The organism is Cellulosimicrobium cellulans, assembly GCF_042723955.1.
GTDB classification, from domain to species: Bacteria; Actinomycetota; Actinomycetes; order Actinomycetales; family Cellulomonadaceae; genus Cellulosimicrobium; species Cellulosimicrobium cellulans_H.
Genome location: NZ_JBHXIC010000003.1, coordinates 90752 through 109509, shown reverse-complemented (window position 1 = coordinate 109509; position 18758 = coordinate 90752). Strand labels below are relative to the sequence as shown.

16 protein-coding genes and 1 riboswitch are annotated in these 18758 nt (G+C 75.6%); of the genes, 9 read left to right on the top strand and 7 right to left on the bottom strand.

Annotated elements, in window-relative coordinates; genetic code table 11:
- Positions 1–193 precede the first annotated feature (193 nt).
- Complete coding sequence (locus ACFWH7_RS01910) at positions 194–979, bottom strand: hypothetical protein (RefSeq protein WP_378214745.1); 786 nt, start codon at positions 977–979, stop codon at positions 194–196.
- 180 nt (positions 980–1159) lie between these two features.
- Here ACFWH7_RS01910 and ACFWH7_RS01905 point away from each other — a divergent pair, with 180 nt between their 5' ends.
- A complete protein-coding gene (locus ACFWH7_RS01905) occupies positions 1160–2311 on the top strand; it encodes a glycosyltransferase family 4 protein (RefSeq protein ID WP_378214744.1) in 1152 nt (383 codons plus the stop codon).
- Positions 2312–2318: 7 nt separating this feature from the next.
- Here the strand turns inward: ACFWH7_RS01905 and guaA are convergent, their stop codons facing one another.
- Positions 2319–3932, bottom strand: coding sequence for a glutamine-hydrolyzing GMP synthase (guaA, locus tag ACFWH7_RS01900; RefSeq protein ID WP_378214743.1), 1614 nt, complete (start codon positions 3930–3932; stop codon positions 2319–2321).
- A gap of 43 nt (positions 3933–3975) precedes the next feature.
- Positions 3976–4689, bottom strand: a complete 714-nt coding sequence (gene thiE / locus ACFWH7_RS01895; RefSeq protein ID WP_378214742.1) for a thiamine phosphate synthase — start codon at positions 4687–4689, stop codon at positions 3976–3978.
- Positions 4690–4931: 242 nt separating this feature from the next.
- On the opposite strand from thiE, the gene ACFWH7_RS01890 reads away from it, so the two are divergent.
- The 5 genes from ACFWH7_RS01890 (at position 4932) to ACFWH7_RS01870 (ending at position 10164) form a co-directional block, all read left to right on the top strand.
- Positions 4932–6155, top strand: coding sequence for an acyltransferase family protein (locus ACFWH7_RS01890; protein ID WP_378214741.1), 1224 nt, complete (start codon positions 4932–4934; stop codon positions 6153–6155).
- A 2-nt stretch (positions 6156–6157) separates the two neighbouring features.
- A complete protein-coding gene (locus ACFWH7_RS01885) occupies positions 6158–7600 on the top strand; it encodes an acyltransferase family protein (RefSeq protein WP_378214740.1) in 1443 nt (480 codons plus the stop codon).
- Positions 7601–7656: 56 nt separating this feature from the next.
- Positions 7657–7759: riboswitch (TPP riboswitch) on the top strand.
- Positions 7749–9074 carry an FAD-dependent oxidoreductase gene (locus ACFWH7_RS01880; RefSeq protein ID WP_378214739.1) on the top strand — a complete coding sequence of 442 codons (1326 nt, stop codon included), beginning with the start codon at positions 7749–7751 and terminating at the stop codon, positions 9072–9074. It overlaps the preceding riboswitch by 11 nt.
- 4 nt (positions 9075–9078) lie before the next feature.
- Positions 9079–9312, top strand: coding sequence for a sulfur carrier protein ThiS (gene thiS / locus ACFWH7_RS01875; RefSeq protein ID WP_277511781.1), 234 nt, complete (start codon positions 9079–9081; stop codon positions 9310–9312).
- Positions 9313–9321: 9 nt separating this feature from the next.
- Positions 9322–10164 (top strand): thiazole synthase, encoded by an 843-nt coding sequence (locus ACFWH7_RS01870; protein ID WP_378214738.1) that lies wholly within the window; start codon positions 9322–9324, stop codon positions 10162–10164.
- 27 nt (positions 10165–10191) lie between these two features.
- Here the strand turns inward: ACFWH7_RS01870 and ACFWH7_RS01865 are convergent, their stop codons facing one another.
- The 3 genes from ACFWH7_RS01865 to ACFWH7_RS01855 all read right to left on the bottom strand — a co-directional run bounded on the left by ACFWH7_RS01865 (position 10192) and on the right by ACFWH7_RS01855 (position 12890).
- Positions 10192–11112: an aldo/keto reductase gene (locus ACFWH7_RS01865; protein ID WP_463054455.1), complete on the bottom strand. Its 921-nt coding sequence runs from the start codon at positions 11110–11112 to the stop codon at positions 10192–10194.
- A gap of 117 nt (positions 11113–11229) precedes the next feature.
- Positions 11230–12453, bottom strand: coding sequence for a ThiF family adenylyltransferase (locus tag ACFWH7_RS01860; protein ID WP_378214736.1), 1224 nt, complete (start codon positions 12451–12453; stop codon positions 11230–11232).
- The gene (locus ACFWH7_RS01855) at positions 12450–12890 is read right to left on the bottom strand and encodes a DUF3817 domain-containing protein (protein ID WP_378214735.1); all 441 of its coding nucleotides are present in this window, start codon (positions 12888–12890) and stop codon (positions 12450–12452) included. Before ACFWH7_RS01855 ends, ACFWH7_RS01860 begins: the two co-directional genes overlap by 4 nt.
- Positions 12891–13014: 124 nt before the next feature.
- Here ACFWH7_RS01855 and ACFWH7_RS01850 point away from each other — a divergent pair, with 124 nt between their 5' ends.
- Genes ACFWH7_RS01850 through ACFWH7_RS01840 form a run of 3 tightly spaced genes read left to right on the top strand, consistent with a single transcriptional unit; the run spans position 13015 to position 17605 of the window.
- Positions 13015–14811: an ABC transporter transmembrane domain-containing protein gene (locus ACFWH7_RS01850; protein ID WP_378214734.1), complete on the top strand. Its 1797-nt coding sequence runs from the start codon at positions 13015–13017 to the stop codon at positions 14809–14811.
- Positions 14808–16541: an ABC transporter ATP-binding protein gene (locus tag ACFWH7_RS01845; RefSeq protein WP_378214733.1), complete on the top strand. Its 1734-nt coding sequence runs from the start codon at positions 14808–14810 to the stop codon at positions 16539–16541. Before ACFWH7_RS01850 ends, ACFWH7_RS01845 begins: the two co-directional genes overlap by 4 nt.
- A 26-nt stretch (positions 16542–16567) precedes the next feature.
- On the top strand, positions 16568–17605 hold the full coding sequence (locus tag ACFWH7_RS01840; protein WP_378214732.1) for a GNAT family N-acetyltransferase: 1038 nt from the start codon (positions 16568–16570) through the stop codon (positions 17603–17605).
- A 45-nt stretch (positions 17606–17650) separates the two neighbouring features.
- Here ACFWH7_RS01840 and ACFWH7_RS01835 read toward each other — a convergent pair whose 3' ends face one another.
- Positions 17651–18499, bottom strand: coding sequence for an SURF1 family protein (locus ACFWH7_RS01835; RefSeq protein ID WP_378214731.1), 849 nt, complete (start codon positions 18497–18499; stop codon positions 17651–17653).
- Between the last annotated feature and the right edge of the window lie 259 nt (positions 18500–18758).

The following is an 18758-nucleotide window of genomic DNA, read 5'->3' as shown; positions in this document are numbered from 1 at the left end:
GGAGCGGCCCGGGCCGCGGCGGGGGGGGGGCCCCCGCCGGGGCGCCTCACCGCGGGGCCCAGCCGCCGGGGGGCGCGGCGCGCCGCGCCCCCCCCCCCCCCTCGCCGTGTCCGAGCGACGCCGCCCCGCACGCTCTCCCCGGTGCGACCCGGCGGGAACGGGTCCTCGGCGTCCGGACGGACGGCCGGGACGATCAGGTGGTGGGCTCGTCGCGGCGGCGCTCCGTCGCGGAAGGCCCGGTCGCGGGCGGTGCCGCGGTGTCGGGCGTCGTGGTGTCGGGCGACGCGGCCGGCGACGCGCCCGGGGCGGACGGGGTACCCGTCCCCGGCGCACCGGTGGGCTCGACCGGCGTCGCAGCCGCGCGGGCCTCGGCACCGGGCGTCGAGAGCGCGGACGTCCGGCCCGGTGCCTCGACAGGGCGTGCCGGCTCCGGTCGGACGGGCGGCGCGGTCGGCGAGGGCTCCGCGTGCGACGGGGCGGCGTGGCGTCCCGCGTCCGACAGGTCGCCCGACGACGTGTACGCCCCCGGCGTCTCGACCGCGACGCTGGGTCCGCCCGCGAGCCGCCGGAGCGCGATCCCGACGAGGATGAACAGGATGCCGAGACCCATGACGAGCAGGCACACCCCGAACGCGACGACGGACGTGAACAGCGACGCCCGCAGGAACGACGCCGTCATGACGGTCTGCCGCGTCGGGTCGTCCTGGCCGAGCTCGGCGTACGTCTGCCCGCCGCTCGCCTCGAGCGCGTGCTTGTTGATGACCTCGGCCTGCGCGTACGCCGTGAGCGGCCCGTTGACGTGCCGGCCGGCCATGAACGACGCGTCGTCCGAGACGGTGATGTCCTCGGCGGACAGCTGGTTCGCCACGACGATCCAGGTGCCGATGCCCGCGAGGAGGAGGATGATGCCGGCGATGATCGACACGAGGCCGATCCCCCGCGCCCCCTTGGCCGGTGTGACGGTGACGGTGCTCGACATGGCGCGTTCTCCCCTTCGTCAGGACCCACCTGCTGCCGCCCGCGGGATCGCGACCCGCGAGCGCGGGTCCGCCGCAGGGCGGTCGAACCACCCATTCGGGACCCACGGTAGCGACGACGAGGGCGAACCGCGCGGCGAACGCGCACCTCAGCGCCGCGCCCGGATGGGAGGATGCCGTCCGTGCGCATCACCCACCTGACCGACTGCTACCTTCCCCTGCTCGGCGGGATCGAGACCCAGGTCGCGCGGCTCGCGCAGCAGCAGGCGGCCGCCGGGCACGACGTCGCGGTCGTCTGCACGACCCCCGCGCGCCCGGGCGCGCACGGCGTCACCACCGAGCAGGACGGGGACGTCACGGTCCACCGCCTCGCGGCGCGCGTCCCGGGCGGCTACCCGGTCCACCCGCGCGCGCCGCACCACGTGGCGCGGATCCTGCACGCGGACCGGCCCGACGTCGTGCACCTGCACATGGGCGTCCTCACGCCCTCGACGCAGGCGTCCCTGCGCACCGTCGTGCGCACGGACCTGCCGGCGGTGCTCACGGTGCACAGCGTCTGGGGCGGGGCGGAGAAGGCGTTCGCCGGGCTCGACCGCGTCGTGCGGTGGTCGCGCTGGCCGGTCCTGTGGTCGGCGGTGAGCGAGCTCACGGCCGCTCCCCTGCGCCGCATCGTCGGCAACCACGGCGAGGTCGTGGTGCTGCACAACGGTCTCGACCTCGACGCGTGGCGCGTCCCGCGCACCGAGCGTGCCGAGCGCATGGAGGGCTCCGCCGTCCACGTCGTCGCGGCGACGCGGTTCGCTCCGCGCAAGCGCGTGCTGCCACTCCTCGAGGTCGTGCGCGACGCCGTCGCGCGCCTTCCCGAGGGCGCGCTCCACGTGACGCTCGCGGGCGACGGCCCCGAGCTGGCCGACGCGCGACGCTTCGTCGCGGAGCACGGGCTGGGGTCGGTCGTGTCGCTCCCCGGCCGCCTCGACGCGACGGGGCTCAAGCGGCTCTACGCGCGCGCCGACGTGTTCGCCGCGCCCGCCGTCGAGGAGGCGTTCGGGATCGCCGCGCTCGAAGGGCAGGCCGCCGGTCTGGCCGTCCTCACCCGCTCGCAGTCGGGCGTCGCGGAACGCCTCACGGACGGCGTCGACGCGCTCCTCGCGGACGACGACGCCGGGCTCACGGACGCGCTCGTGCGCCTCACGACCGAGGACGGCCTGCTCGACCGGATCATCGCCCACAACCGCGACGTGCCGTCGTCGGCGGGCTGGCCGCGCGTGCTCGCCGACGTGCAGGCCGCGTACGGACGGGCCACGGCGATCGCCGCAGCCCGTCCGCCCCGCTAGCGGGGGATCACTCCCACTCGATGGTGCCCGGGGGCTTGCTCGTCACGTCGAGCACGACCCGGTTGACCTCCGCCACCTCGTTGGTGATGCGCGTCGAGATGACGGACAGCACGTCGTAGGGCAGGCGGGTCCAGTCGGCCGTCATCGCGTCCTCGGACGAGACGGGGCGCAGCACGATCGGGTGGCCGTAGGTGCGGCCGTCGCCCTGGACGCCGACCGAGCGCACGTCGGCGAGCAGCACGACGGGGCACTGCCAGATCTCGTTGTCGAGGCCCGCCTTCGTCAGCTCCTCGCGCGCGATCGCGTCGGCGGCGCGCAGCGTCTCGAGGCGGTCCGCCGTGACCTCGCCGACGATGCGGATGCCGAGGCCGGGGCCGGGGAACGGCTGGCGGGCGACGATCTCCTCGGGCACGCCGAGCTCGCGGCCCACCGCGCGGACCTCGTCCTTGAACAGCGTGCGCAGCGGCTCGACGAGCGAGAACTGCAGGTCGTCCGGAAGGCCGCCGACGTTGTGGTGGCTCTTGATGTTCGCCGCGCCCTCGCCGCCGCCGGACTCGACGACGTCCGGGTACAGCGTGCCCTGGACGAGGAACTTCACCTCGGCCCCGTGCTCGCCCGCGTCCTCGACGATCTGGCGCGCGGAGTCCTCGAACACGCGGATGAACTCGCGGCCGATGATCTTGCGCTTGGTCTCGGGGTCGCTGTGCCCGGCGAGCGCGGTGAGGAACCGCTCCTTCTCGTCGCGGATCACGAGGTTGACGCCGGTCGCCGCGACGAAGTCGCGCTCGATCTGCTCGACCTCGCCCGCGCGCATGAGCCCGTGGTCCACGTGCACGCACGTGAGCTGGTCGCCCACGGCCCGCTGCACGAGCGCCGCCGCGACCGCGGAGTCGACGCCGCCGGAGAGCGCGCAGATGACGCGCGCGTCGCCGACCTGGGCACGGATCGCCGCGACCTGGTCCGCGATGACGTTGCCGGGCGTCCAGTCCGGGGCGAGGCCCGCGCCTTCGTAGAGGAAGTGCTCGAGCACGGTCTGGCCGTGCGCGGAGTGCTTGACCTCGGGGTGCCACTGCACGCCGTAGAGGCGGCGCGCGGTGTTCTCGAACGCCGCGACGGGCGAGCCCGCCGACGTCGCGAGGACCTCGAAGCCCTCGGGCGCGCGGTGCACCGCGTCGCCGTGGCTCATCCACGTGGTCTGGTTCTCCGGCGTCCCGTCGAGCAGCACGCCCGCGGCGCACACCTCCACCTCGGTGCCGCCGTACTCGCGCAGGCCCGTCTGGGCGACCTCGCCGCCGAGCGCCTTGGCCATGGCCTGGAAGCCGTAGCAGATGCCCATGACGGGGACGCCGGCCTCGAACAGCGCCGGGTCGACGAACGGGGCACCGGTCGCGTACACGGACGACGGCCCGCCCGAGAGAATGATCGCCACCGGGTCCTTCGCGAGCATCTGCTCGACCGTGAAGGTGTGCGGCACGATCTCGGAGTAGACCTTGGCCTCGCGCACGCGACGCGCGATGAGCTGCGCGTACTGGGCGCCGAAGTCGACGACGAGCACGGGGCGCGGGGTCGCGGCGACCTCGGCGGTGGTGGGGGTTTCGGGAGTGGTGGCGGGTGACGTCACCGCTCCAGGATAGTCGCCGCGCGGCGGACGCCCGTCACGCGTCTCAGGCGTCGGTGCGCGTCGCGGCCCGCTCGGCGACGCGCTCGCGCAGCGCGCGGGCGGCGGCCTCGGGGTCGTCCGCGTGCGTGATCGCCCGCACCACGACGATCCGCGCGGCCCCCGCGTCGAGGACCGCGTCGAGCCGGTCGGCGTCGATCCCGCCGATCGCGAACCACGGCGTGACCGGCCGCGTCGTGGCGACCTCGCGGAGCAGGTCGAGCCCGACGGCGGCGCGCCCCGGCTTGGTGGGCGTCGCCCACAGCGGGCCGACGCAGAAGTAGTCGACGTCCGGGTCCGCCTCGGCGGCGGCGGCCTGGTCGGTCGTGTGCGTGGAGCGGCCGAGGACCGGCGCCGGGCCGAGCAGCGAGCGCACCGCGGGGACGGGCAGGTCGCCCTGGCCCATGTGCACGACCGGTGCCCCGGCCAGCCGGGCGACGTCGGCCCGGTCGTTGACCGCCCACAGCGCCCCGTGATCCGTCGCGACCCGCGCGACGAGCTCCTGGAGCTCGAGCTCGCGCGCGACGTCGAGCGTCTTGTCGCGGAGCTGCACGACGTCGACCCCGCCCGCGAGCGCCGCCCGGAGGAAGTCCTCGAGGTCGCCGCGCTCCTCGCGCGCGTCCGTGCAGAGGTAGAGGCGCGCGTCGGCGAGGCGGGCGCGCACGGCGTCGGCCCGCGACGCGTCGAGGTCTGCAGGGCTGGCGAAGGTCCCGGTGCTCACCCGCGGGAGCCTAGCCGCACCACGACGCACCGCCACGGCCACGACCACAGGCGCGTCCGACCGTTCCCGGCCGCCGACCCGGGAGAGAGGCCGGGAAGGTGCGTGCTGCCACGCACGCTCGACCGTGGTGGCCCGGGAGACGCCCGCGTGCGGGGGACGGCCTCCCGCATGCTGCAAGGGACCGCGGGACGGCCGCCGACGTGACGGCGCTCCCGGACCAGCCCCGAGCGCGAGGAGGGACCATGCCGACGTCGACCGACGCCGTCGTGCAGGCCGTGCAAGCCGTGCCGGCCGTGCCGGCCGTGCCGCGGCGACCCGACCTCGACGCCCTCGTCGACGCGACGCCCGCCTCGCGCGACCGGGTCGTGGACCTGCTGCGGGTGGTGAGCGTCGGCGTCGTCGTCGTGTGGCACTGGTCGTTGTCGCTCACCCACTGGCGCGCCGACGGTGTGCTCGTCATGCCCAACCCCATCGCCGACGTCCCCGGCGGCTGGGCCGCGACGTGGGTCCTGCAGGTCATGCCGGTGTTCTTCGTCGTCGGCGGGTACGCCAACCTGGCGGGCTGGCAGGCGGTCACGCGCGACGGCGGCGGCGCCGCGCGGTTCCTCGGCACGCGGATGCGGCGCCTCCTCCTCCCGCTCGTGCCGTGGCTCGCGGCGTGGGCTGTCGTCGACGCCGTGTCCCGCGCGACCGGTGGGCGCAGCGTCCTCGACTGGGGCGCGGCCGTGCTCGCCCCGCTGTGGTTCCTCGGCGTCTACGTCGTCGTGGTGGCCCTGGTGCCGCTGACCGCCCGGGCGCACCGTGCCTGGGGCTGGCGAGCGCCGGCGGTGCTGTTCGGCGTCGCGCTCCTCGCCGACCTCCTGCGCCTGGGAGCCGGCTGGGGAGGCCTCGCCGTGGGACTGGCCGGCTCTGCGGCCGTGTGGCTCCTCTGCCACCAGCTCGGCTACCTCTGGCGCGACGGCACCCTCCTGGTGGGTGGGCGACGTCGTGCCCTCGCCGTCGCGGCGATCGGGTTCGGTGGTCTGGTCGTCCTCGCCGCGCTCGGCCCCTACCCCGCCTCGATGGTCGCGGTCCAGGGCGACCCGTTCGGCAACATGTTCCCGACGACGGCCGTGATCGCCGCCCTCGCCACGTTCCAGCTCGGGCTCGCCCTGCTCGCCCGGCCCCGCCTCGACACCTGGTTCCGGAGACGGCGCCCCTGGCGGGCCGTCGTGGCGGCCAACGGGCTGGCCATGCCGGTGTTCGTCTGGCACATGACCGCGCTCGTGGCGTTCCTGTGGCTGTACGAGCTCGCCGGCTTCTCCCTGGCGAGCCGGCCGACCGCCGGCTGGTGGCTCGAACGGCCTGTCTGGGTCGTGGGTCCCGGGCTCGTGCTGGCCGTCCTCCTGCTCGCGGTGTCCCGGCTCCGGTCCCGACCGCCGTCCGCCCCGCCCCCGCCCGACCCCGCCCGATCCCGAGGAGACTGACCGTGCCGACGATCACCGAGCTCGCCCGCCGCACGCCCGGGTCGCGCCGCCGGCACGTCGACCTCCTGCGTGTCGTCGCGATCTCCGCGGTCGTGGTGGGCCACTGGCTCGTCATGACCGTGGAGCGGGACGCGGCCGGTCGTCTCACCGGCTTCACCGCCCTCACGCAGCTCACCGCGCTGCACCCCGTGACGTGGGCCTTCCAGGTCATGCCCCTCTTCTTCCTGATCGGTGGCGTGGCCAACGCGATCTCCTGGACGCGGCACCGCGGGCGCGGGGTGACCCCCGCGCGCTGGCTGCTCGACCGCAGCGCGCGGCTGCTCCCGCCCGTCACGGTGCTCCTCCTCGCCGTGGCCGGCGGTGCGCTCGTGGCCGGGTGGCTCGGCGTGCCGGCGCCCGACGTCGCGCAGGCGGTCGCGCTCGTGACCCTGCCGCTGTGGTTCCTCGTGGTCTACCTCGGGGTGGTCGCGCTGACGCCGCTCGCGTACCGGTGGCACGAGCGGTTCGGGCTCGCCGTGCCCGCGGTGCTGCTCGCGCTCGTCGTCGTCGGCGACGCGCTGCGCCTCACGACCGGCGTCGAGGCCTGGGCCCTCGGCAACTTCGTCGTCGCGTGGGTCGCGGTGCACCAGGTCGGCTTCGCGTGGGAGGACGGGAGCCTCCGGCTCACCCCGCGCCGCGCCGCGGCCCTCCTCGTGGGCAGCGTCGTGGCGCTCGTGCTGCTCACGGGGCCGGGCCCCTACCCCGTGAGCATGGTGTCGGTGCCGGGCGCCGCGATGCAGAACCCGTCGCCGCCCACGGTCGCGCTCATGACGCTCGCGGCGGCGCAGGTCGCGCTCGCCGCCCTCGTCGCGGGGCCGGCCGAGCGCTGGCTCCGGCGCACCCGGCCCTGGGCCGCCGTGATCGGCGCGAACACCGTCGTCCTGACGCTCTACCTGTGGCACATGGTCGCCGCGCTGCTCGGTGCGCTCGCGCTCGACGCGCTCGGCATGCTCCCGCCGTCGGACGTCCGCACGGGTGCGTGGTGGCTCGGACGCGTGCCCTGGATCGCGGTGCTCGCCGTCCTGCTGGTTGCGCTCGTCGCGGTCGTCGGGCGCGTCGAGACGCGGACCACCGCGCGGGCCCTGGCACGGGCGACCGGTGGACCGGGGCGAGGAGAGCCTCGCCCCGGCGGGCGGCCGTCGGTGCTGGCGACGCTGCCGTCCGTCGTCGTCGCCTACGTCGCGACGATCCTCGGCATGTTCTGGCTGGCCTCCGCCGGCCAGGGCCCCTACGGCCCGTTCATGGTCCCGACCGGCGCGCTCCTGCTCGTCCTGGGCGGCGCGGCGATGCTCCGTCTCGGTCGCCGCGTGGTGGCGTCGGCGCCGGCGAGCGCGCCCGACCGGGAGCCGCCCCCGGTGCCCGCGCCGGACGGTCCCGCGCGCGAGCTCGAGCACGCGGACACCTGAGCGCGGTGGGGCCGCGCGCCCCGCCGGTACGGCCGGGACCGGGCACGCGGTACTGTGGCCGCCAGCACGGGAGCCCCGCACGGGGCTGAGAGGGCGTCGGAGCCGACCGTCAAACCTGATCTGGGTCATGCCAGCGAAGGGAGCGCGCATGCACACCCCTGTCCGCCCCGGGTCCCGCTCGCCGGGACCCGAACCCGCCGTGCCCGACGGCGCCCGTGACCTCGTCGTCGTGGGCGGCGGGATCGTCGGGCTCGCCGTGGCGTGGCGCGCCGCGTGCGCCGGGATGACCGTCACGGTGCTCGACCCCGCGCCGGGGGACGGCGCGACCCACGCCGCCGCCGGGATGCTCGCCCCCGTCACGGAGGCCGACTTCGGCGAGGAGGACGCGCTGCGTCTCCACCTCGCGGCCGCCGCGGTGTGGCCCGCGTTCGCCGCGAGCCTGCACGCGGCGGCGGGGGCCGACGTCGGGCTGCGGGCCGCCGGGACGCTCACCCTCGCCTACGACCCGGACGACCTCGCGCTGCTCCGCCGCGTCCTCACCCTCCACGCCGCGCACGGTCTCGCCTCGCGCGAGCTCACCGTCGCCGACGCCCGTCGCCGTGAGCCGTACCTCGGCCCGCGGGTCGCGGGCGCGGCGTGGGCACCGGACGACCACGCGGTCGACCCGCGCGCGGTGCACGCCGCGCTGCTCGGCGGGCTGCTCGGCCCGCTCGGTGGTGGCGCCGGTGCGGGTTCTCAGCCGGGCACGCTCATCGGGTCGGACAACGGTTCCGACGTGCGCGCCGTCGTCGTGCGGGTATCCGCGACGCGGCTCGCGCTCGGCCCTGCCGGGCACGTCGTGGGCGTGCACGACGACGCGGGCCGGCTCCACGCCGCTGGTGCGGTCGTGGTCGCGGCGGGCTGGGCATCAGGCGCGCTGCTCGCGGACGTGCCCGGCGTGGTCGTCCCCACGCGCCCGGTCAAGGGACAGACCCTGCGCCTCGACGCCGGGCCCGAGCTCGCGCTCGAGCACGTCGTGCGGGGGGTCGTGCAGGGCCGACCGGTGTACGTCGTCCCGCGCACGCCCGTCCTGGACGGCCCGCGCGCCGGGCACCGCGAGGTCGTCGTCGGGGCGACGACCGAGGAGAACCCCGACGACCGTCGCGCGACCGCGGGCGGGGTCTTCGCCCTGCTGCGCGACGCGCGCGCCCTCCTGCCCGGGATCGACGAGGCTGCGCTCGTCGACGTGACGCCGCGCGCGCGCCCCGCGACGCCGGACAACCTGCCGCTCGTCGGCCCGACCGCCGTCCCCGGGCTGCACCTCGCGACCGGCCACGGGCGCAACGGCATCCTGCTCGCGCCGCTCACCGCCGACGCGGTGATGGCCGGGCTCACGGGTGCCGCGCTCCCGCCCGACGTCGCCGCCGCCCTCGCCCCGACCCGCACCGACCGCTTCGCCGAACCGGCCGCCTCCTCCACGACGACACCGAGGTGATTCCGTGACCGCACCCGCTCCGACCGCGCTCGTCAACGGCGAGCCCTACCCGCTCGACGCCCCCGTGCACCTCGAGCAGCTCGTCGCGGCGCTCGTGCCCGCCTACGTCGCCGACGGGACGCCGCAGGGCGTCGCCGTCGCGGTGGACGACGCCGTCGTCCCGCGCGGCTCCTGGGCGACGACCGTCGTCGCGCCCGGCGACCGCATCGAGATCGTGACCGCCGTCCAGGGCGGCTGAGGAGGACCCGTGACCACGACCGACATCTCCCCCGCGCCCGCGCGCCGCCCGTCGGACGGCGACGACCCGCTCGTCGTCGCCGGCACGACGATCGGGTCGCGCCTCGTCATGGGCACCGGCGGTGCGGCGAACCTGCTCACGCTCGAGGACGCGCTCGTCGCGTCGGGCACCGCGCTGACCACCGTCGCGATGCGACGCGTCGCCGTCCGCGCCGGCGGGGAGGCGAGTCCCGACTCGGGGATCTGGGCGCTCCTCGCGCGCCTCGGCATCCGCGCGCTGCCCAACACGGCCGGGTGCTTCTCGGTCCGCGAGGCCGTGCTCACCGCGCACCTCGCGCGCGAGGCGTGCGGCACCGAGTGGGTCAAGCTCGAGGTCGTCGCCGACGACATCACGCTCCTGCCCGACCCGGTCGGCCTCGTCGAGGCGGCGGAACAGCTCGTGCGCGACGGGTTCGTCGTGCTCCCCTACACGAACGACGACCCGATCCTCGCGCGCCGTCTCGAGGACGTCGGGTGCGCCGCGGTGATGCCGCTCGGTGCCCCGATCGGCACCGGTCTCGGCATCCTCAACCCCCGCAACATCGAGGCGATCGCGGCCGCCGCCCGCGTGCCGGTGATCCTCGACGCCGGGATCGGCACGGCGTCCGACGCCGCGCAGGCGATGGAGCTCGGGTGCGAGGGCGTCCTGCTCGCGACCGCCGTCACGCGCGCCGCCGACCCGGTCCGCATGGCGCACGCGATGCGCCTCGCCGTCGAGTCGGGCCGCCTCGCCGCCGGCGCCGGCCGCATCCCCCGCCGCGAGGGCGCCCTCGCGAGCTCCTCCCCCGAGGGACGCCTCGACCTCGCCCTCTGACCGCGGGAGAGAACGGCCAGTCGTCGACTAGCCGAGCCGGTCGGACGCTGTCGCGAGCCGCTCCAGATCGGCGGGAGTCAGTCGCACCGTCGGCGCCGAGAGGAGGTCGTCCAGCTGGACGAGGCTGGTCGCTGACGCGAGCGGCGCGACGACCATGGGTTGGTTCACGAGCCAGGCCAGAGCGACGCTCGCCGCTCCGACGCCGTGGTCGCGGGCGATCGCCTCGACGGTGTCGACCACACGCAGGCCCTCGGGCGTGAGGAGCGGACGGACGCCGACGCCGCGCGCGCGTCCCTCGGTATCGGCCTCGGTGCGGTACTTCCCGGAGAGGAACCCGCCCCCGAGCGAACGGTAGGGCAGTACGGCGAGCCCGGACTCGGCGGCGATCCGCGCGAGCTCCGCCTCGAACGGACGTCGATGGACCAGGCTGTAGTGAGGCTGGAGCGCCACGGGCACGGCCAGCCCGCCGTCGCGGGCCACCTGGAGCCACTCGCGAACGGTCCCTGCGCTGAAGTTCGACAGTCCGACCGCACGGATCTTTCCGGAGCGGACCAGGGAATCGAACGCCTGCGCGCTCTCCTCCACGGGGGTCCGGTCGTCCTGGTAGTGCGCGAAGTACAGGTCGATGTGGTCGGTCCCGAGCCTGCGCAGGGACTCCTCGACCGCGGCGGTCACCGTGGACGAGGACAGGCCGTCGAAGCGGGGGTGGTTCCCGACCTTCGTCGCGACCACCAGCTGGTCGCGGTTCGCGCGGCGACGCATCCAGTCGCCGAGGATCGCCTCGGAGGCGCCGTCGGAGTAGGTGTCCGCGGTGTCGACGAGCGCTCCCCCGGCAGCGACGAAGCCGTCGAGGATCCGGTGGGACACGTCGTCGTCGGTCGTTCGACCGAAGGTGTTGGTCCCCAGGCCGACCCGGAGCGCGAGATCGTCACCCCACCCTGCGGGCACACGGCCCGGGGAAGACGGCGTCGAGGAGGAGGGGAGCTGCTCGTCGGTGTGCACACCGACGAGCCAACCAGGGGGCGCCCACACCCGAGTCCGGTCTCGCGCTGCGACGGCCGGAGACTATCTCGCGCGGTAGGTCGCGGCGAGCGCGTCGAGGAGGGCGGGGACGCCACCGACGACGGAGCGGGCGTCGATCCCGGCCACGCGGGCGACGTCGGCGACGCGGGCCGAGCGGCCGCCGACCGCGCACACGACGAGGACGGGCCGGTCCGTCGGCAGGTCCGCGAGCGCCGCGGTGGCGTCGCCCGCGAGGAACGTCCCGCTCGGCACGAGGGTCGACCCGGGGAGGGGGCGCATCTGCGCCTCCCAGTCCTCGCGAACGTCGAGCAGGAACGGCGCCGCGCCGCCGCCCAGCAGGGCTGCGGCGTCGTGCGCGTCGACGTCGCGCTCCCCCGTGCCCGGCGCCGCGGCCGACGCTGCGGGGGCGAGCCCGCAGAACGCGGCGTACGCGTCATCGCCCGGCAGCAGCTCGGTGACGGGCTCGCGCGTCGGGTCGGCACGCACGGTGAGCTGGCGCCAGGAGAGCTCGAGCGCGTCGTAGACGGCGAGGCGGCCGAGGAGCGTCGTGCCGGCGCCGGTGACGAGCTTGATCGCCTCGGTCGCCATGACCGAGCCGACCGTCCCGCACATCGCGCCGAACACGCCGCCGGTCGCGCAGTCGGGCGCTGCACCGGGCGGGGGCGGGACGGGGAACACGTCGCGGTACGTGACGCCGCGCGCCTCTCCCGCCTCGGGCACCGCGAACCGCGGCGCGACCCAGAAGACGCTCACCTGCCCCTGGAAGCGGTAGATCGAGCCCCAGACCACGGGCAGGCCGAGGACCTCGGCCGCGTCGGAGACGAGGTAGCGGGTCGGGAAGTTGTCGGCGCCGTCGAGCACGACGTCGTAGCCGCGCAGCACGTCGAGGGCGTTGTCCGCGTCGAGGCGCAGCGCGTGCTCGACGACGCGCACGTGCGGGTTGACGTCGGCGATCGCGTCGCGCGCGGAGTCGACCTTGCGGCGCCCGACGTCGGGCCCGCCGTGGATCACCTGGCGCTGGAGGTTGGACGTGTCGACCACGTCGTCGTCGACGATGCCGATCGTGCCCACGCCCGCGGCGGCCAGGTACAGCAGCGCGGGGCTGCCGAGGCCGCCCGCGCCGACGACGAGCACGCGCGCGGCGGCGAGACGACGCTGCCCCTCGGGACCGACGCCGGGCAGCGCGAGGTGGCGCGCGTACCGCTCGAGCTCCGCGGTGGTCAGCTCGGGGCCGGGCGCGACGAGGGGCGCGAGGGCCGCCGTCATGACGCGTACTGCTCCTCCAGGGCGGCGAGCTTGGCCTCGGCCTCGGCGTGCACCTTCTTCTCGAGGATGAACGACATGACCGGGACGACGCCCGCGAACACCATGGTCGCGAGGCGGCCCCAGCCCCAGCGCATCTTGGTCCACAGGTCGAGCACCGTGACGAGGTAGACGACGTAGATCCAGCCGTGCGCGAAGGGGATCCAGGACACGTACCGCATGATCCCGTCGACGTCGACGAACTGGCCCACGCCGTACTTGACGAGCATCTCGACGCACAGGATGAGGAGCATCACACCGGTGATGATCGCGAGGACCCGGTAGCGGGCGAGCGCGCCGCGCGCCTTGCGGATCGCGGTGCGCGCGGCCTCCGTGCTCGGCGTCGCCACGTCGGCGGGCGCGTCGGTCGGGGTGGGCGTGGCCGGGTCCTGCGTGGTCATGGGAGGGGTCCTCGTTCCGGGCGAGACGGCCGCCGCGGTCCCTGCCGCGAGCGGTGGCGTGTGACGCGGTCGCAGCGGTTAAAGCGTCGCCGCGTGTCGGACGCCGAACCTAGGGTAGAACACCGTGCGACCCCTCCCTCTCCCCGACCCGGGGACCCCCGACCTGCGCGGACCGACGCGCTACCTGCTCTGGCTGGCCAGGCGCCAGTGGACCGTGCTCACCGTCTCCGTGCTGCTGGGCCTGGCCAACTTCGCGTGCCAGGCGTTCCAGCCGTACATGCTCGGCCGCGCGCTCGACGAGGGGCTCGCGGAGGGGTTCGGGCCGGAGCTGTGGCGGTGGGCGGGGCTCCTGCTCGCGCTGGGGCTGGGGATCGTCGTCACGGGGGTGACGCAGCACCGGTTCGACATCGCGAACTGGCTGCGCTCCGCGCTCACCACGTCCCAGCTCGTGGGTGACGTCACCGCGCGCTCCGGCGACGCGATCACCGAGGAGCTGCCCACGGGCGAGGTCGTGTCGACGGTCGCGAGCGACGCCATGCGCGTCGGCCAGCTCTTCTCGATGATGGGCCAGTTCCTCGGCGCGCTCGGCGCGTACGTCGTGGTGGCCGTCATCATGCTCTCGACGTCGCTCCAGCTCGGCCTCGTCGTCGTGCTGGGCCTGCCCGTGGTCGCGGCCGTGCTGGCGCTGCTCGTCAAGCCGCTCCAGCAGCGGCAGGCCGCGCAGCGCGAGGCCCAGGGGCGCCTGACGACGCTCGGCGCCGACACCGTCTCCGGCCTGCGCATCCTGCGCGGCATCGGCGGCGAGGGCGTGTTCGTCGGCCGCTACGCGCGGCAGTCGCAGAAGGTGCGCGAGGCCGGTGTGAAGGTCGCGCACACGCAGGCCACGCTCGACGCCCTCCAGGTGCTCCTGCCGGGCCTGCTCGTCGTGCTCGTCGTCTACCTGGGCGCGACGGCGGCGCTGGCCGGCGACATCACGCCCGGGCAGCTCGTCGCGTTCTACGGGTACGCGGCCTTCCTCGGCTGGCCTCTCCAGGTCGCGACGCAGATGCTCAACATCGCGACGCGCGCGCACGTCGCGTCGCGCAAGATCGTGCGCGTCCTCGCGGTCGAGCCCGCCGCGGGCGCGACCCCGGCCACCGCGCCCATGCCGCCCGAGGGCAGCCCCCTCGTCGACGAGACGAGCGGGCTGGTCCTCGAGCCGGGCCGCGTCGTCGCGCTCGTGTCCGCGGACCCCGACGCGTCGGCGGCCGTCGCGACGCGCCTCGGCCGGTTCGACGACGCGGCGGAGGCCGCCACGCCGGTGCGGCTCGGCGGGACGCTCCTCGCCGACCTGGACAAGCACGCGCTCCGGCGCCGGGTCGTGGTCGCCGAGGCGACGCCGCAGCTCTTCTCCGGCGCGCTGCGCGACGAGCTCGACCCGCGGGGTTCCGCGACCGAGGCCGACGTGCTCACCGCCGTCACCGTCGCTGACGCCCACGACGTGCTCGACTCCGTCCCCGACGGTCTCGCAGGCGAGCTGCCCGAGAAGGGCCGGTCGCTCTCGGGCGGCCAGCGCCAGCGTGTCGCGCTCGCGCGGGCGCTGCTCACCGAGCCCGAGGTGCTCGTGCTCGTCGAGCCGACGAGCGCCGTCGACGCCCACACCGAGGCGCGGATCGCCGCGAGCCTCGCCGACGCCCGGCGCGGGCGCACGACGCTCGTCGTCACCGCGTCGCCGCTCGTCCTCGAGCACGTCGACGAGGTCCTGCTCCTCGAGGGTGGTCGCGTCACCGCGCGCGGCACGCACCGCGACCTCGTGGACCGCGCCCACGCTCCCGGTACGACGCCGGACGACGACGCGGCCCGCTACCTGCGCGTCGTCGGGCGCTCGCTCGACGAGTCCCCCGTCCTCGCCCGCACCGCACCCGAAGGAGGAGAGTCGTGAAGCTCCCCGTCGCCGACGGCCCCGCCGTCCGCGCCGCCGCCGGGCGGCTCTTCGCCCGCCACCGCGGCACGTTCGTCCTCATCGCCGTCCTGCACACGCTGGCCGCCGTCGCCGGGCTCGTCGGGCCGTGGCTGCTCGGCCGGCTCGTCGACGCCGTCACCGAGGGCACGACGTCGTCCTACGTGACGACTGTCGTCGCCGTGGGCGCCGGGGCCGTCCTGGCCCAGGCCGTGCTGCGCCGGTACGCGCAGCGCCTGTCCATGGTGTTCGGCGAGACGGTGTTCGCCGAGCTGCGCGAGGACCTCGTCGAGACGGTGACCTCGCTCCCGCTGTCGACCGTCGAGCGCGCGGGGACGGGCGACCTCGTCGCGCGCACGACCAACGACGTCGACCGCATCCAGCACGCGGTGCGGTTCGGCGTGCCGCAGCTCCTCGTCGCCGTCGTGACGCTCGTGCTCACGGTCGTGGCGTCGGTCGTCGTCGCGCCGCTCGTCGCGATCGCGCTGTTCGTCGGCGTCCCGCTGCTCGTGGTCGTCTCGCGCTGGTACCTCAAGCGCGCGTCGGCGGGCTACCAGCGCGAGGCGGCAGCGTACGCGACGCTCAACGGCACCATCACGGAGAACGTGGAGGGCGCCCGCACGGTCGACGCGCTCTCGCTCACCGAGCGGCGCAAGGCCCGCGTGCGGGCCGACCTCACCGAGGCGTTCGAGTCCGAGAAGTACACGCTCGGGCTGCGCACGGTGCTCTTCCCGGGCATCGACCTCGCGATCGCGATCGCGCCGGTCGCCGCGCTCGTGTGGGGCGCGTGGTTGCTCTCGCAGGGCCAGACGACGCTCGGTGCCGTCGCCACGGTGACGACGTACGCGTTCCAGCTCGCCGGGCCCGTGTGGAACCTCATCTTCTGGCTCGACGAGATCCAGGTCGCCGCGGCGTCGTACGCGCGCATCGTCGGCGTCGCGCAGGTCCCCGGCGACCGCACCGCGACGGGCGACGTGCCCGACGGCGACCGGCTCGTCGCGCGGGACGTCGAGTACGCCTACCGCGAGGGTCACCCGGTCCTGCACGGCGTCTCGCTCGACCTCGAACCGGGCGAGCGGCTCGCCGTCGTCGGCCCGTCCGGCGCGGGCAAGTCGACGCTCGGGCGCATGCTCGCGGGCATCCACCCGCCCACGGCCGGGTCGGTCCGCTCGGGCGGCGTGCGGCTCGTGGACCTGCCGCTGGAGGACCTGCGCCGTGAGGTCGCGCTCGTCACGCAGGAGCACCACGTGTTCGTCGGCACGCTCGCGGACAACCTGCGGCTGGCGAAGGTCGAGGCGAGCGACGCCGAGCTCCGCGACGCGCTCGACGCCGTCGACGCGCGCGGGTGGGCCGAGTCCCTGCCCGACGGGCTGGAGACGACCGTCGGGTCGGGCGGGCACGTGCTCACGCCCGCGCAGGCGCAGCAGGTCGCGCTCGCGCGGCTCGTGCTCCTCGACCCGCACACGCTCGTGCTCGACGAGGCGACGTCGCTCCTCGACCCGCGCGCGGCCCGGCACCTCGAGCGCTCGCTCGACGCCGTGCTCGCGGGCCGGACGGTCGTGGCGATCGCGCACCGCCTGCACACCGCGCACGACGCCGACCGCGTCGCCGTGGTCGACGGCGGCCGGATCAGCGAGATCGGCCCGCACGACGAGCTCGTCGCGGCGGGCGGCGACTACGCGCGCCTCTGGCACTCCTGGCAGCAGGAGTAGAGCCGGGCGGTGCCAAGATGGTGCTGATGCCTGACACCACGAGCGAGACCCTGCACGACCTCCCGCCCCTCCCGAGCCCGTGGCGGGCCCGGGTCCCCGGCTACGCCGACATCGACGCCCTCGTCGGGCTGCGACGTCTGGACGAGCTGCAGGGGACGGGCTCGACGCACGTCGACCCTGCCGGGATCGAGTCCGAGGTCGCGGGGCTGGCGTCGTGGACGCGTCGCCAGCTCGTCGCCGTCGGGCCGGACGACGTGCCGCGCGCCTGGGTCACCGTGCACGACCGTGCCGCGGGGCGGGCGACCGTCTGGGGCTACTTCGACCGCGACATGGCCGAGGTCGACGCGATCGCCGACGCGTTCTACCGCTGGGCGGAGCGCACGGCGGTCGCGATGGCGCGCCTGCGGGGTGTCCCGACGACGCGCCTCGACGAGAGCCCGTTCGCCGACGACACGCGCCAGACTGGCTGGCTCACCCGGGCGGGCTACGCGCGGCGGCGCAGCTGGCTGCACATGACCCGCCCCGTCACGGCGGGCGAGGCGGCGCTGACGCCCCGCGCGGGCGTCACGGTGCGCCCGGTCGAGCGGCACCAGAACGGCCTGCCCGTCGCGGCCGACCTCCAGGTCGTGCACCAGATGCTGGAGACGTCCTTCCAGGACCACTTCAACTCCTACCGCGAGAGCTTCTCGGAGTTCGTGCAGCGGCTCCGCGAGGACTCTGGTCACAGCTGGGACCACTGGTGGCTCGCGTACGTCGAGACCGACGACGGCCACCGCGTACCGGCGGGCACGGTGGTGTGCTCGTCGCTCGCCGCCGCCGAGAGCGGCGCGCCCGGCACCTACGTCGAGTACATCGGGGTGACGCGCGCCGCACGGGGCCGCGGCGTGGCGAAGTCGCTGCTCGCCACGGTGATCGCGGACGCCGCGCGTGACGGGCGCGACCGCGTGGCGCTCGAGGTCGACGCGGACTCCCCCACGAAGGCCGACCAGCTCTACCGCTCGCTCGGGTGGGACACGGACTACGTCACCGAGTCGTGGTTCAAGGACCTCGACCTCGACGGCTGACGTGCTCGACGGCCGCCCGGCCCGGACGTCCTGGCGGCGGGAGGATCAGGCGCCGGGCAGTCCGGCGATCCCGGCGTCGTCGCCCCGCGTGCCGCCCGCGGCCTCGTCACGCACGAGCCGGATCCAGAGCAGCACCGCGAAGCCTCCGAACACCCACCACTGCAGCGCGTAGAAGAGGTTCTGCAGGTTGAGGCCCGTGCCGCCCTCGATCGTCGGGCGCGGGAGCTGCGCCGGACCGCCCTCGGCCGCCGACGGCTGCTCCGGGTCGGACGACAGCAGCACGAGGTACCCCGAGTACATCGGTCCGCCCCACTCGTTGACGAGCGCCCCGGTCGAGATGGCGTCCGTGAGCCCGGGCGCGGTCCCGCCCTGGCCCGCGGCCTCGGAGGCCTGGAGGTACCCGGTGAGCCGCACGACGCCGTCCGGCGGGTCGAGCGCGGCGCTCTCCTCGGGCGCCTCGACCCAGCCGCGGACCACGGGCAGCACGGGAGCGCCCGAGAGATCGGCCCACGACGCGCCCTGCGTCCCGTCGTCGGTCACGTGCAGCGGGGTGAGGACCAGGTAGCCCACCCGGCCGTCGAGCGCACGGTTCTCCACGAGGAGCTGGCCCTCGGGGTCGTACTCCCCCTCGACCCAGGCCTGCCGGCCGACGAGCTCGCCCGGGAACGAGGATTGCGGCGGGAGGAGCACCCCGACGCCCTCGGGCCCGGCCGCCTCGAGCTCCGCGGCCTCCTGCTGCGCGGCGAGCTCGGCACGCTGCTGGGCGCGGTCGAGCTGCCAGACGCCGAGGCGCGCGCACACCGCGGCGGCGAGGAGGAACAGCACGAGCAGCCCGACCACGCGGGGCTGGCGGGCGACCGCCCAGAACGAACGGGGGGCGGTGGGCTCGGGCACGACCCCACGGTATCCGGGGCCCGGGCAACTCCCCGCATCCCCGGGCCCGGGCGGGCGAACGTCACACCGGGTGCGGGCGGGCGCTCCGGTGGGCGGCGAGTGACCGACGTCCCGGGCACCCGTCGCGGCGCCCGGGACCTTCGACCCTTTGTGGCCTCGCGGACACACGTCACACCTCTCCTCGCTGTCACGGACCGTGCAGGGCCTCGGTCGATGCGGTTGTATGAAGCCGTAGTCGTTCACGAACCCTTCCCCCTGC